A 13160-nucleotide genomic window follows, 5' to 3' on the forward strand; every position below is an offset into this window, starting at 1 on the left:
TACTGGAATGTCGTCGAACTGCACAGATGACCATGACAGTGCGCGGGTCAAGGGTCAAAATCGTCATCCTGTCGGGGTGGGCGAGTGCCGAAAATCTGATCAATCCGAGTGCGATGCCGAGATGCTCGGCGAGCGTCGTACCCGGACACCGGAAATGCACAGCGTTATCCACAGAAGATGTGAATAATTCGTGGCACGCTGCCTCCGGGGCCTGCGTGAGTCGGAATAGGGCCGGCAAGTTGTTAGAATGCCGCTCCTTTGACTTCTGCTCCACCGCGCGTGGCGGGATGCGGCCCGCGATGGTCGGGTGCCGCCATCGCGCCGTGTGGTCATCTATCGGAGGACTTCTTGCGCTCACTGCCTGCGACGCTGCCCATCCTGTTTCTGTGCGAGATCAGTTTCCTGCTCGGCCATGGTCTAATCATGACGCTGCTCGGCGTGCGGATGTCGCTCGAGTCGTTCCCGTCGCAGATGGCGGGGCTGTTGATGTCCTGCTTCTCGCTGGGCTTCGTCGCCGGAAGCTACTGGCTCGAGAAGCGCATCCGCAGCGTCGGTCATATCCGTGTCTTCGCCGCCTGCGCGGCGCTGCTCGCGGCGACCGCGATTCTCCACGGCCTGTGGGTCAACCCCTGGGCATGGCTGGTGTGGCGGCTGTTCGGTGGCGCAGCGACCGCCGGCCTGCTGATGGTGATGGAGTCGTGGGTCTCGGGAGAGTCGACCAACGAGAATCGGGGCCGCGTGCTCGGCTGGTATCTGGTGATCTCGACCCTGTCGCTGGCTGGCGGGCAGTGGATGCTCAATGCCGCTGACCCCGGCACCTTCGTGCTGTTCTCGGTCGCCGGCATCCTGTTCGCCCTGTCGCTGGTGCCGCTCTCGATCCACCGTATACATGGTCCGCTGCGCGGTCAGCACAGCGTGGCAGCGAAGATCTCGCTGGCCCAGCTGTTCAAACGCGCCCCGGTGGGGCTGACAGGGGCCTTCGTCGCCGGGCTGATGGTTCAAGCGTTTTTCGCCATGACGCCTTTCTATGGCCAGGAGATCGGCCTGAGCACCGGCCAGACCGCCCAGTTCATGTCGATCACCACGCTGGTGGCACTGGTGGCCCAGTGGACCCTGGGCCGGGTCTCGGACCGCTTCGATCGGCGCAAGGTGATCCTGTGTATGGCGATCGTGATGACGATCTCCGGGGTGCTGATCACCTTCGCCGCGCGCTCCAGCTTCTGGCTGCTGGTGTTCGTGGCCAGTTTCCACACCGCCATGCTGCACACGCTCTATTCGTTGAGCCTGGCCCACACCCACGACTGGCTGGAGCCGGAGGAGACGATCCAGGCCAATGGCAAGATCCTGATGTGCTACGGCGTGGGCTCTGTGATCGGCCCGTTCAGCGCCTCGCTGCTGATGGATATCGCGGGGCCCGATGGGCTGTGGTACTTCCTCGGCGCTGCGGCCCTGTCACTGGCGCTGTTCATTCTCTATCGCCTGTGGCGGCGTGAGCCGGTCAAGACGCCGCAAGAGCAGGAGCCCTACACCCCGCTGGTGCCGCTGGTGGAGTCGACCCACTACATCAACGAGCTCGATCCCCGTCATGCGCCGATCCAGTACGAGCTCGATCTCGACGGCCACGACTGGGACGCCGGACCAGACAGAGAGGCGGCCTGAGTCGCCCTATCGGTCTGACACGACGACGCCCGCGACCGATGAGGTCGCGGGCGTCGTCGTATCCGGGTCGTCGTTCGGAGCCGGCGCTGAAGGCGGGCCTGCCGAGGACGTCTGACTCAGGCGTTTTCCGGCATCAGGGCATGATCGCGGACGTACTGATCGAACTCGGTGAAGCCGCCGATATGGGTCTGGTCGACGAAGATCTGCGGCACGGTCTCCACCGGCTTGCCGATGGTCTTCTCCATGTCCGCCTTGGTGATGCCTTCGGCGTGGATGTCGATATAGCGGAAATCGAAGTCGTCACGTGCCTGCTTGAGCTGCTCGGAGAGCTCCTTGGCACGCACGCAGAAGGGGCAGCCGGGACGGCCAAAAATGACGGTCAACATCGAGCGGTCTCCTGTGAAGAGGGGAGGACGTGAATCCGGGATGTGAATCTGAACAGTCAGATTCTGAATAGTCGATTGGGGCTTATTCTTTCGTATTAAACCCCAGGCCGCCAATAGCGCCAGCCTACTCGGCCCATTGTGCGGGACTATATCTAGTGCGGGACTATACCTGCTTTGGCGTGACATCAGTTTGGCGCGACAGCGGTGCGGTGCCATATCCGTGCAGTGCCTCGGACCCGGGGAGACGCCGCTCCCCGGAGCGCCGCTCAGTGCCGGAGTCGGCCACCTTCGTCGGCATGCCGCAGCAGCTCACCCAGGTCGCGGTGGATATCCGGGGCGCTCACCAGCAGGTTCTCGCCATAGAGATCGGCCGGCAGGTTGTCCGGGCAGGCATAGAGGTGCCCGGTGCGCGCACCCGCCTCACGGGCGATCAGCAGCCCGGCGGCGAAATCCCAGGGCGAGACGCTCTCGTAGTAGGCATCCAGGCGGGCGCAGGCGACATGGCACAGGTCGAGTGCGGCGGAGCCGTTGCGGCGGATATCGCGGCAGGCACCAAGAACATGGCTGAGACGGCGCACCAGCGGCTCACGCTTGTCGCGGCCATAGGGGAAGCCGGTGGCGACCAGGCTGCGCGCCAGACTGTCGGCCTGGCTGCAGCGGATCGCCTGACCGTTGCACCAGGCGCCCTGGCCGCGCACCGCGCTGAAGGTCTCGCCCATGAAGGGGGCGTGGACCACGCCCAGCTCGAGTTCGCCATCCACCGCCCAGGCGATGGAGACCGCCACATGGACATGGTCGTAAGCGAAGTTGACCGTACCGTCGATCGGATCGACGACCCACAGCGGTCCTTCGCGTTCGAGCTGGCTGCGGTCGGGGGATAGCTCTTCGGTCAGACGTGCTTCTCCGGGAAAGTTGGCCTCCAGCTCATCGGCGATCAACTGGTCGACCGCGACGTCGACGTCGGTAACCAGTTCGTCGCCGCCCTTGTAGCGGTGCGCGTAGTCCTGAGCGCGGCGGGCATCCTGAATGCGCTCGCCGGCCTGATGGGCGATGCGAATCATCTGTTCGAGACGCTGGGTGTGATCCAAGTGAAACTCCTGCGGGGGTCGAAAGCGAATGAAGGCGGAGATCTGCGCGGCGCTCAGTGGCGCACCGGACGTTTCTGCAGCTTGCGCTGCAGGGTGCGCCGGTGCATGCCGAGCGCACGTGCGGTGGCCGAGATATTGCCGTCGTGCTCCTGCAGTACCTTCTGGATGTGCTCCCAGGTCACGCGGTTGACCGAGGGCGGGTTGTCGGCGATTTCGACGTCGACGTCACCGCTGTCGCGATCCAGGGCATGCAGGATCTCGTCGGCGTCGGCCGGCTTGCACAGATAGTTGACCGCGCCGAGTTTGATCGCCTCGACCGCGGTAGCGATGCTCGAGTAGCCGGTGAGCACGATGACCCGGCACTCGGGGGCCACCGCCAGCAGCTCGGGCAGCAGCTTGAGCCCGGAGTCCGACTCCAGCTTGAGATCCAGGGTGGCCAGGTCCGGCGGCGCCAGGCGCGCGGCCTCGAGCGCCTCGGCCTGGGTATGGGCGACGCTCACCTCATAGCCGCGCCGACGCATGGCGCGCTCCATCACGAAGCAGAACTGATCGTCGTCGTCGACGATCAGCAGACGTTCCTGATCATTCATGGCTATCCGTCCTCGATCCTTTCCTTGCAGTTGATGCTATTGCGCGTTGAAGCACGGAGCGGCGTCGCCATAGCGGGCACCCTGAGGGGGGGGCGACGCGCGCTCAGGGCAGCTCGCCGGCGGTGACCCGCGGCAGTTTGACCTCGGTCAGGGTGCCGCCCTCCTCGTGATTGTAGAGACTCACGCCGCCCCCGAAGCGGTTGATGGTGGCGTGGCTCAGAAACAGGCCGATGCCCATGCCCTTGCTCTTGGTCGAGACGAAGGTGTCGCCGAGCTGGTCGGCGATCGACATCGGCACGCCGGGGCCGTGGTCGCGGATATCGATGATCAGCTCCTCGACGTTCCAGTCGAGGCTGGTCACGACCGCTTCCGGGCTGGCGTCGGCGGCGTTGTTGAGCAGGTTGATCAGCGCCTGCTCCAGGGTGGTGTCGACCGCGATCCACGGCTGGCCGCGGCGGCCGACGATCTCCAGTTGATGGGTCACGTCCGGGCGCAGCACCAGCCAGCGCTGGATCAGCGACTCCATCCACGGAATGGCACGCAGTGTCTCCGGCTTCTCCAGACGGCGGCGGTCGGCATTGGCGACCAGGGTCTGCAGGCGCTGCTTGCAGGTGTCGACCTGGCGGCGCAGCAGCTCGATGTCTTCGAGCAGCTGCGGCTGGTCGGCGGCGTCGTGGCGCATTTCGTTGAGCAGCACCGCCATGGTCGACAGCGGCGTGCCCAGCTCGTGTGCGGTGCCGGCGGCTTGGGTCGCCACGGCGAGAATCTGCTCGTTGCGCAGCGCCGCCTCGCGGGTCCGCGAGAGGGTCAGGTCACGGCGGCGTAGCGCGTGGGCCATCTTGAAGATGAAGAAGCTGAGCAGCCCACCGGAGAGGATGAAGTTGAGCCACATGCCTACCGTGTGCAGCTGGATGCCCGAGACCAGCTCGGCGCTGGCGAGCTGCGGGACCGGCTCGTAGAACAGCATCATGAAGGTGTAGCTGGCGGTGGCGGCGAAGGCGATGATCCAGGCGTAGGACCAGGGCAGGGTGGAAGCGGCGATCGCCAGCGGTACCAGCAGATAGGTGATGAAGGGATTGGTCGAGCCGCCGGTGTAGTAGAACAGCAGGCTCAGGCCGGCGATATCCAGCAGCCAGTGCAGCAGATACTCGGTGTCGGTCACTGCCAGCGGGCGTCCCAGACGCCACCAGGTGGCCACGTTGCACAGCCCCATGGCGACGATCACGCTGATGATCGGCAACACATGCAGCTGGAACTTGAGCACTTCGATGCCGAAGATGATCGCCGCCAGGAACCCGGTCCAGGTGATGCCGCGCACGATCGTCAGGCGCACCAGATTGCGATTCGGGGTCGAAAGGGGTAGCGCCTGCAACATGATCTCTCCGCAATCGCGATCGGCGATGTCGCCGCGCCGGTGGTCGAATACCCGCCTATGGTAACGCAGCCGGCGAGCTGGCGTGAGCGCGCAGCGCCGGTGTCGGCAGGGCGCGTCGGATTCGCTGTCCCTTAGCTGCTACAACTCGCCGCCGCCAGCGCGTACAATCGCGCCCATTCTGAACCTCTCTATACCCTTTCTACACTCTCGCACGCGCGGTCCACTGGCCGACGTGCCCTGTTTCGGTCAGCGAACTCTTCATGTCAGACATTCAGATAGCCCAGGAAGCGGTACTGCGGCGCACCTTCGCCATCATCAGCCACCCCGACGCGGGCAAGACCACCATCACCGAGAAGATGCTGCTGTTCGGCAACGCGATCCAGCTGGCGGGCTCGGTCAAGAGCAAGCGCGCCGAGCGTCACGCCACCTCCGACTGGATGAAGATGGAGCAGGAGCGCGGCATCTCGGTGACCACCTCGGTGATGCAGTTTCCCTACAACGGGCGGGTGGTCAACCTGCTCGATACCCCGGGACACGAGGACTTCTCCGAGGATACCTACCGCACCCTGACGGCGGTGGACTCGGCGCTGATGGTGATCGACGGTGCCAAGGGCGTCGAGGATCGCACGATCAAACTGATGGAGGTGTGCCGCCTGCGCACCACGCCGATCCTGACCTTCGTCAACAAGATGGACCGCGAGACTCGCGATCCGGTCGAGGTGATGGACGAGGTCGAGACGGTGCTCAATATCCAGTGCGCACCCATGACCTGGCCGATCGGCATGGGCCGGGCGTTCAAGGGGGTCTACCACCTCTATGACGATGTGGTTCACCTCTACACCCAGGGCCAGGGCAACCGGATTCCCGAGGACAAGCGCATCGAGGGCCTCGACAGCGAAGAGGTGGATCGTGTGCTGGGCGCGAACGTGGCCGAGGAGCTACGCATGGAGGTGGAGCTGGTGCGCGGTGCTTCGCACGAATTCGATCTCGAGGCCTATCGCCGCGGCGAGCTGACGCCGGTCTACTTCGGGACCGCCATGGGCAACTTCGGTGTACGCGAGATGCTCAACGGCTTCGTCGAGTTCGCCCCGGCGCCGCAGCCGCGCGAGACCGACGCCCGCGAAGTGGTCTCCGACGATGGCCGCTTCTCCGGCTTCGTGTTCAAGATCCAGGCCAACATGGATCCCAAGCACCGCGATCGGGTCGCCTTCCTGCGCATCTGTTCGGGCAAGTACGAACGCAACATGAAGATGCGCCACGTGCGCATTGGCAAGGAGGTCAAGATCGCCGACGCCCTGACCTTCATGGCCTCCGATCGTGCCCACGTCGAGGAGGCCTGGCCTGGCGACATCATCGGTCTGCACAACCATGGCACGATCCAGATCGGCGATACCTTCACCGCCGGTGAGGACATGCGCTTTCTCGGCATCCCGCACTTCGCCCCCGAGCTGTTCCGCCGCGTGCGGCTGCGTGATCCGCTCAAGATGAAGGCATTGCAGAAGGGGCTGCAGCAGCTCTCCGAGGAGGGCGCGACCCAGGTCTTTCTGCCGCTGGACAACAACGACCTGATCGTCGGGGCGGTGGGTACGCTGCAGTTCGACGTGGTCGCCCATCGGCTCAAGGAGGAGTACAAGGTCGACTGTCTCTATGAGCCGGTCAACGTCCATACCGCGCGCTGGATCTACTGCGACGATGCCCGCAAACTCGACGAGTTCAAGCGCAAGGCGAGTCTCAATCTGGCCTACGACGGCGGCAACTATCTCACCTATCTGGCGCCGACCCGGGTCAATCTGCAGATGACCCAGGAGCGCTGGCCGGATATCACTTTCCGCGCCACGCGCGAGCACTGATAGCGCGAGAACGGATGGCGCGAGCCGCTGGCAGCGCCAGGCGTCAGCATCGCTGATCCGTCAGGGGGCGCGGCCGCTCGCTTGTCGCCCGCCGGCGCCTGGGCCATGCTGTCGGCGTGGGACACGCAACAAGGGAAGGGCGCACTCTGCCGGCGGGTGCGCCTCGTAGGGCGTAATCGACTCAGTCAAAGGGAACGTCGATGGCTTCCAAATTTCTCAAGGAGTTCCGCGAGTTCGCGGTCAAGGGCAATGTCGTCGACATGGCCGTGGGTATCATCATTGGTGGTGCCTTCACGCTGATCGTGCAGAGCCTGGTCAAGAACATCATGAATCCGCTGCTGGGATTGCTGATCGGCGGCGTGGATTTCTCCAACTTCTTTGCCGTGCTCAAGGAGGGCGCCACGCCCGGGCCCTATCCATCGCTGGCGGCGGCGCAGCAGGCAGGTGCGGTGACCCTGGATTACGGGCTGTTCCTCAACGCCGTGATCAGCTTCGTCATCGTCGCCTTTGCGGTCTTTCTGCTGGTACGCACCATCAACCGCCTCAAGCGCGAGGAGGCGGTGGCCCCCAAGGCACCCACCGACAAGGCGTGCCCTTACTGCTTCATGACCATCCCGATCAAGGCGACTCGCTGCGGCCACTGCACCGCTGACCTGCCCAGCGAGGAGCGCGCCACGCCCTGACGATGCTGTTCGACGCCCACTGTCATCTCGATTTCGCCGCTTTCGACGCCGACCGCGAAGCCGTTTTCGCCAGGGCCCACGCGGCCGGCGTCAGGCGTTTCATGGTGCCGGGCACCACCCGCGCACGCTGGCCGGCGGTGAACGCGCTGGCGGCACGCGACGATGTGGTCGTGGGGCTGGGGTTGCACCCCTATTTCATCGATGACCACCGCGACGAGGATCTCGACGCGCTGGAAGAGGCGCTGGTGCAGCGCAGCGAGGGGGTTGCCATCGGCGAGTGTGGTATCGATGCCCGCTTCGAAGAGACGCTGCCACGCCAGTGGCAGCTGTTCGAAGCCCAGTTGCAGCTGGCCAAGCAGCATCGGCTACCGCTGGTAATCCACTGCGTGCACGCCAACGACCAAGTGGCCAAGCGGCTGCGGCAGCTGACGCTGCCCGCGGGGGGGCTGATCCATGCCTTTGCCGGCAGCGCGCAGCAGGCCAGTCGTTTCGTCGATCTCGGCTACCATCTGGGCCTGGGTGGCGCCGCCACTCACGCCCGCGCCCAACGGCTGCAGCGGGTCATTGCCGGGTTACCCGACGATGCCTTCGTGCTCGAGACCGACAGCCCCGACATGCCGCCGGCCGGGCGTCAGGGGCAGCGCAACGAGCCGGCCAATCTCACCGAGGTGTTGACCCGGGTCGCCGCGCTGCGTCGCCGACCCGAGGCCGAGGTCGCCGCCCAGGCCTATGCCAATACTTGCCGCCTGTTCGCCTGCTGAGAGGGTGTTTACAAAATGCCTGCGCTCGGCAATACGGCGTTAAAATCGGCTCACTGAACGAAGTTCAGAACGTCCGAAGGACGGCCCGAAGGGCGAGCGGAGCGAGTCAAATACTCATTTACTCCGTGTAAACTGGAGCGCCAGCCCGGTCCTTTTTCGACCGATTTTGCCTTGTCTTGCCTTCGCTCGCCGAATTTGTAAACGCCCTCTGAGTCCGCGTCGCCGAGCCCACGAGATCATGATCCGCGGCGTTGGCCGCTGTCACGCCTGGGCGGGCTCGCTGGCGGCGGCCAGGGTCTCCGGGTCGAGGCGTTCGAGGGGGTAGGGCAGCGGCGCGCGTGTCAGCTCGCGGCCCTCGACCTGGAGCGGCTCGTCGTCTGCCACCGCGGTACTGATCACGATCAGCAGTTGGCAGCCAGTGCCACTCGGGTCGGTCTCTGCCTGGCACACCTCGCCGACACGCTTCTCCTGGGCATCGCGAATCTCGCTGCCGAGTACCGGCGGCGTGTCGCCAGCAAGCCGTGCCACTCCCAGACGGCGCTTCACCTGGCCGCGGAAGTGCGCGCGGGCCACCACCTCCTGCCCGGTATAGCAGCCCTTGCGGAAACTGATGCCGCCCAGCGCCTCCCAGTTGATCATCTGCGGCAGATAGCTGTCGCTGTGCGCTTGGGTTAGCCAGGCCAGGCCGGCGGCGATATCGGCGCGCAGCCAGAGGTCGGTACCGTTCAGCGCCAGCTCGGCGGTCAGCGCCGCCCATTGTGTCTCGGCCTGATCCGCGGGCAGCGCCACTAACCAGCGCGGCTGGGGCCCGGGATGGCGCACCACCACGCTGGCGTTGTCATGTGCCATGTGCCAGGCGGTGGAGGGCCAGGTGGCGGCAATTGACGTGTCGCCGACCACGCCCAGCAACACGAGATCGTCGCGGGCGGCCAGGGTCATCTTGTAGAAAGGGGCGTACTTGTCGAGCTGCTGCTTGAGCGGCGCGACCAACGAGGCGTGCAGCACCAGCCAGTAGTGCTCGGGTGCCACCTTCAGCAGCTCGGCATTGGCCAGCACACGGCCCTTGGGGGTGCAGAACACCGTCAACGGCGCCAGGGTGCCATTGGCATGCTCGACGTTGGCGCTGGTCTGCCCCTGCAGAAAGCGCGCTGCATCGGCGCCGCGACACTCGAGCACCGCCAGATGGGTCAGCGGCACCAGCGCCGAAGCGTCATCCGCTTGATGTGCGTCGTCGGGGAACTGCCAATGCAGCGCGTCGCGTGGCTGGCCGCCCTGGGCTTCGAGATGCGCCGTCCAGTCGTGCATCGGGTCACTCCGGTGGTGATGGTGAGTGGGGGTCGCGGACCACGATCACCAGAGGCGATCGGGAGGGGCGCTCATGACGCCCGGCATTGGCCACAACATGGCGGCGACAATGCCACATTGCAACGCTGGCAAGGCGCTGAAGTGCTATTCTCATCGACGGTTTCGAATTCATTCTGCGGTTAGCGAGTCCTCCATGTCCCGAATCAATCTGGCCCTCGAAGGCGTCACCACGCCCGAGGATCTCAATCGTGTCACCACGGCGCTGATGATGGTCGACGGCGTTGAGAGCGTCGATATCGGCCGCGACTGGGCCGAAGTCGAAGGCAGTGCAACTCGCGGTGCGCTGATCAAAGCCGTCAGTGAGCTGAAACAGGGCTACGTCGCCCGCTAAGACCTCATCATCGCGATCGCGGGCGCCGCCCTTGAAGCGACCGGCTCTGGACCCTACCTAACGATCATGAACAAACCCTTCAAGATTCACTCCAAGTACCGCCCCGCGGGTGACCAGCCGGCCGCCATCGAGGGGCTGGTACGCGGGCTCGGGGCGGGGCTGTCGCACCAGACGCTGCTCGGGGTCACCGGGTCGGGCAAGACCTTCACCATGGCCAACGTGGTCGAGACGCTGCAGCGCCCGACCATCGTGCTGGCGCCCAACAAGACCCTGGCGGCGCAGCTCTACGGCGAGTTCAAGAGCTTCTTCCCCGACAATGCGATCGAGTACTTCGTTTCCTACTACGATTACTACCAGCCGGAAGCCTATGTGCCGTCGTCGGACACCTTCATCGAGAAGGATGCCTCGATCAACGACCATATCGAGCAGATGCGGCTATCGGCGACCAAGGCGCTGCTCGAGCGCCGCGACGCGCTGATCGTGGTCTCGGTCTCGGCGATCTACGGTCTGGGCGATCCCGAGCAGTACATGAAGATGCGGCTGCACTTCAACCGCGGCGAGCAGATCGACCAGCGCCAGTTCCTGCGCCGTCTCGCCGAGCTGCAGTACACGCGCAATGACGCCGACTTTCGCCGTGGTACCTACCGCGTGCGCGGCGATGTGATCGATATCTTCCCGGCGGACGCCGAGGACGAGGGCGTGCGGGTGGAGCTGTTCGACGACGAGATCGACTCGATCCGGCTGTTCGACCCGCTCACCGGCGAAGTGCGCGGTCAGGTGCCGCGCATGACCATCTACCCCAAGACCCACTATGTGACCCCGCGAGACACCATTCTCTCGGCGATCGATGCGATCAAGCAGGAGCTGGCCGAGCGGCTCGACTATCTGCGCAAGCACGAGCGGCTGGTCGAGGCGCAGCGGCTCGAGCAGCGTACCCTCTATGATATCGAGATGATGCTCGAACTGGGCTACTGCAACGGTATCGAGAACTACTCGCGCTACCTCTCGGGTCGCGAGCCGGGGCAGGCGCCGCCGACCTTCTTCGACTATCTGCCCGACGATGCGCTGCTGTTCATCGACGAATCCCACGTCAGCGTGCCCCAGGTGGGCGGCATGTACAAAGGCGACCGTTCGCGCAAGGAGACCCTGGTGGAGTACGGTTTCCGCCTGCCCTCGGCGCTCGACAACCGTCCGATGCAGTTCGAGGAGTGGGAGAACATCCTGCCGCAGACGGTGTTCGTCTCGGCCACGCCCGGCCCCTACGAGCAGGCTCACGCCGGGCAGGTGGTGGAGCAGGTGGTACGCCCCACCGGGCTGGTCGACCCGGAAATCGAAGTGCGCCCGGCGTCGACCCAGGTCGACGATCTGCTCTCCGAGATCCGCCTGCGCCTCGAGGTCGAGGAGCGGGTGCTGGTGACCACCCTGACCAAGCGCATGGCCGAGGATCTCACCGAGTACCTCGACGAGCACGATGTGCGCGTGCGCTATCTGCACTCGGATATCGATACGGTAGAGCGGGTCGAGATCATCCGCGATCTGCGCCTGGGCAAGTTCGATGTGCTGGTGGGGATCAACCTGCTGCGTGAGGGCCTGGATATCCCCGAGGTGTCGCTGGTGGCGATCCTGGACGCCGACAAGGAGGGCTTCCTGCGCGCCGAGCGCTCGCTGATCCAGACCATCGGCCGCGCTGCGCGTAACGCCAACGGCAAGGCGATCCTCTATGGCGACCGAGTCACTGACTCGATGCGCCGGGCGATCGACGAGACCGAGCGTCGTCGCGCCAAGCAGGTGGCGCACAACGAAGCGCACGGCATCGTTCCGCGTACGGTGACCAAGTCGGTCGCCGATATCATGGAAGGGGCCCAGGCACCGGGACGCAAGGGTGGCCGCAAGCGCGCCGAGCAGCGCGTCGCCGAAGCGCCTGGCAGCTATACCCGCGACGAGCTGAACGCAATGGGCGCGCCGCAGTTGACCAAGGAGATCGGCAAGCTCGAGGATCGTATGTTCGAGGCGGCGCAGAACCTCGAGTTCGAGCAGGCCGCCAAGCTGCGCGATCAGTTGCAGACGCTCAAGGCGCGTCTGCTCGAGCTGGGTTGAGAGGCGAGGGGAGCGCATGCCCGAGGGGCCCGAGATTCGGCGCGTCGCCGACCGCCTAGGCAAGCTGCTGATCGACGCGTCGCTGTGCGAGGTGTGGTTCGCTTACGCCGACCTCGCACGGCAGGCACCAGCGCTAGCCGAAAGCCGCGTGGTGGCGGTGGATAGCTGGGGCAAGGCGCTGCTGATCACCTTCGCCAATGATCAGGTGCTCTACTCTCACAACCAGCTCTATGGGGTGTGGAAGGTGCATCGGCGCGAGCGCGAGCCGGCCACGGGGCGTGTGCTGCGGGCGCGATTGGTCACGCCGACCCATGTCGCCAGCCTCTACAGCGCTTCGGACATCTCGCTGTGGACCCGCGATACCCTCGACCAGCAGCCGTTTCTGGCGCGCCTGGGGCCGGATCTGCTCACCCATGACGTCAGCCCGGAGCAGATCGTCGAACGTCTGATGCTGCCAGCGTTTCGCCGCCGCGGGCTGTGTGGGCTGCTGCTGGACCAGGGCTTCTACGCCGGTATCGGCAACTATCTGCGCTCAGAAATCCTGTTTTATGCCGGGCTGCCGCCCAAGATCAGCGCCGAGCGGCTGTCGCCGCGCAAGCGCCGGCGTCTCGCCGAGGTGATGCTGCATACCGTCGCCCAAGCGTATCACGAGGCCGGGGTGACCAACCGGCCGACCTGGCGCCGACGTCTGCAGCGCCAGGGGCTCAAGAGGGCGCGCTGGCGGCATGCGGTGTTCAACCGCGCCGGCCTGCCGTGCCACGCCTGTGGCAGTGAGATCGTCAAACTCATGGTCGCCTCCCGGCGGCTCTACCGCTGCCCGCACTGCCAGCCCGATTCGCCTGCTGCCTGATCTCCCCTCGGCTTGTCTGATCGAGAGAAGGCCTGTGAATGTCCAGGTTTATACCGTTATCTTGTACTGTCAAAAAAACGATCCACCTGCCGATTGTCATCAATTGCGGTAAGATGCCGGCCACC

Annotated in this window: 12 protein-coding genes; 7 read left to right on the forward strand and 5 right to left on the reverse strand. The window is 65.1% G+C overall.

What is annotated here, in order from left to right:
• Positions 1-348 precede the first annotated feature (348 nt).
• Positions 349-1659: an MFS transporter gene (locus ABV408_RS09525; RefSeq protein WP_353982150.1), complete on the forward strand. Its 1311-nt coding sequence runs from the start codon at positions 349-351 to the stop codon at positions 1657-1659.
• Positions 1660-1775: 116 nt separating this feature from the next.
• On the opposite strand, the gene ABV408_RS09530 is transcribed toward ABV408_RS09525, so the two are convergent.
• The 4 genes from ABV408_RS09530 to ABV408_RS09545 form a co-directional block, all read right to left on the reverse strand.
• Positions 1776-2045, reverse strand: a complete 270-nt coding sequence (locus ABV408_RS09530; protein WP_106420240.1) for a GrxA family glutaredoxin — start codon at positions 2043-2045, stop codon at positions 1776-1778.
• A gap of 266 nt (positions 2046-2311) precedes the next feature.
• Positions 2312-3106 (reverse strand): inositol monophosphatase family protein, encoded by a 795-nt coding sequence (locus ABV408_RS09535; protein WP_405049942.1) that lies wholly within the window; start codon positions 3104-3106, stop codon positions 2312-2314.
• A gap of 80 nt (positions 3107-3186) precedes the next feature.
• Positions 3187-3723, reverse strand: a complete 537-nt coding sequence (locus tag ABV408_RS09540) for a response regulator transcription factor (protein ID WP_353982152.1) — start codon at positions 3721-3723, stop codon at positions 3187-3189.
• Between the two features lie 103 nt (positions 3724-3826).
• Entirely contained in the window at positions 3827-5098 is a 1272-nt protein-coding gene (locus ABV408_RS09545) for an ATP-binding protein (RefSeq protein WP_353982153.1), read from the reverse strand.
• 260 nt (positions 5099-5358) lie between these two features.
• On the opposite strand from ABV408_RS09545, the gene ABV408_RS09550 reads away from it, so the two are divergent.
• The 3 genes from ABV408_RS09550 (at position 5359) to ABV408_RS09560 (ending at position 8392) form a co-directional block, all read left to right on the forward strand.
• The gene (locus ABV408_RS09550; protein ID WP_353982154.1) at positions 5359-6948 is read left to right on the forward strand and encodes a peptide chain release factor 3; all 1590 of its coding nucleotides are present in this window, start codon (positions 5359-5361) and stop codon (positions 6946-6948) included.
• A 200-nt stretch (positions 6949-7148) separates the two neighbouring features.
• Positions 7149-7631 (forward strand): large-conductance mechanosensitive channel protein MscL, encoded by a 483-nt coding sequence (mscL, locus tag ABV408_RS09555; RefSeq protein WP_353982155.1) that lies wholly within the window; start codon positions 7149-7151, stop codon positions 7629-7631.
• A 2-nt stretch (positions 7632-7633) separates the two neighbouring features.
• Positions 7634-8392: a TatD family hydrolase gene (locus tag ABV408_RS09560; protein WP_353982156.1), complete on the forward strand. Its 759-nt coding sequence runs from the start codon at positions 7634-7636 to the stop codon at positions 8390-8392.
• Positions 8393-8653: 261 nt separating this feature from the next.
• Here the strand turns inward: ABV408_RS09560 and ABV408_RS09565 are convergent, their stop codons facing one another.
• Positions 8654-9697 carry a folate-binding protein gene (locus ABV408_RS09565; RefSeq protein ID WP_353982157.1) on the reverse strand — a complete coding sequence of 348 codons (1044 nt, stop codon included), beginning with the start codon at positions 9695-9697 and terminating at the stop codon, positions 8654-8656.
• Between the two features lie 193 nt (positions 9698-9890).
• Between ABV408_RS09565 and ABV408_RS09570 the strand changes: the two genes are divergently transcribed.
• The 3 genes from ABV408_RS09570 to nei all read left to right on the forward strand — a co-directional run bounded on the left by ABV408_RS09570 (position 9891) and on the right by nei (position 13035).
• Entirely contained in the window at positions 9891-10088 is a 198-nt protein-coding gene (locus ABV408_RS09570; protein ID WP_353982158.1) for a hypothetical protein, read from the forward strand.
• 66 nt (positions 10089-10154) lie between these two features.
• Positions 10155-12185 (forward strand): excinuclease ABC subunit UvrB, encoded by a 2031-nt coding sequence (gene uvrB / locus ABV408_RS09575; protein WP_353982159.1) that lies wholly within the window; start codon positions 10155-10157, stop codon positions 12183-12185.
• 16 nt (positions 12186-12201) lie between these two features.
• Positions 12202-13035 carry an endonuclease VIII gene (gene nei, locus ABV408_RS09580; protein ID WP_353982160.1) on the forward strand — a complete coding sequence of 278 codons (834 nt, stop codon included), beginning with the start codon at positions 12202-12204 and terminating at the stop codon, positions 13033-13035.
• The last annotated feature ends 125 nt before the right edge of the window (positions 13036-13160 follow it).

The organism is Salinicola endophyticus (genome assembly GCF_040536835.1).
GTDB classification, from domain to species: Bacteria; Pseudomonadota; Gammaproteobacteria; order Pseudomonadales; family Halomonadaceae; genus Salinicola; species Salinicola endophyticus_A.

Excerpts from the sequence above, each read along its gene's own strand:
- ABV408_RS09530 (WP_106420240.1), bottom strand. The coding sequence starts at position 2,045 with ATGTTGACCGTCATTTTTGGCCGTCCCGGCTGCCCCTTCTGCGTGCGT.
- ABV408_RS09535 (WP_405049942.1), bottom strand. The coding sequence starts at position 3,106 with ATGATTCGCATCGCCCATCAGGCCGGCGAGCGCATTCAGGATGCCCGC.
- ABV408_RS09540 (WP_353982152.1), bottom strand. The coding sequence starts at position 3,723 with ATGAATGATCAGGAACGTCTGCTGATCGTCGACGACGACGATCAGTTC.
- ABV408_RS09545 (WP_353982153.1), bottom strand. The coding sequence starts at position 5,098 with ATGTTGCAGGCGCTACCCCTTTCGACCCCGAATCGCAATCTGGTGCGC.
- ABV408_RS09550 (WP_353982154.1), top strand. The coding sequence starts at position 5,359 with ATGTCAGACATTCAGATAGCCCAGGAAGCGGTACTGCGGCGCACCTTC.
- mscL (WP_353982155.1), top strand. The coding sequence starts at position 7,149 with ATGGCTTCCAAATTTCTCAAGGAGTTCCGCGAGTTCGCGGTCAAGGGC.
- ABV408_RS09560 (WP_353982156.1), top strand. The coding sequence starts at position 7,634 with ATGCTGTTCGACGCCCACTGTCATCTCGATTTCGCCGCTTTCGACGCC.
- ABV408_RS09565 (WP_353982157.1), bottom strand. The coding sequence starts at position 9,697 with ATGCACGACTGGACGGCGCATCTCGAAGCCCAGGGCGGCCAGCCACGC.
- ABV408_RS09570 (WP_353982158.1), top strand. The coding sequence starts at position 9,891 with ATGTCCCGAATCAATCTGGCCCTCGAAGGCGTCACCACGCCCGAGGAT.
- uvrB (WP_353982159.1), top strand. The coding sequence starts at position 10,155 with ATGAACAAACCCTTCAAGATTCACTCCAAGTACCGCCCCGCGGGTGAC.
- nei (WP_353982160.1), top strand. The coding sequence starts at position 12,202 with ATGCCCGAGGGGCCCGAGATTCGGCGCGTCGCCGACCGCCTAGGCAAG.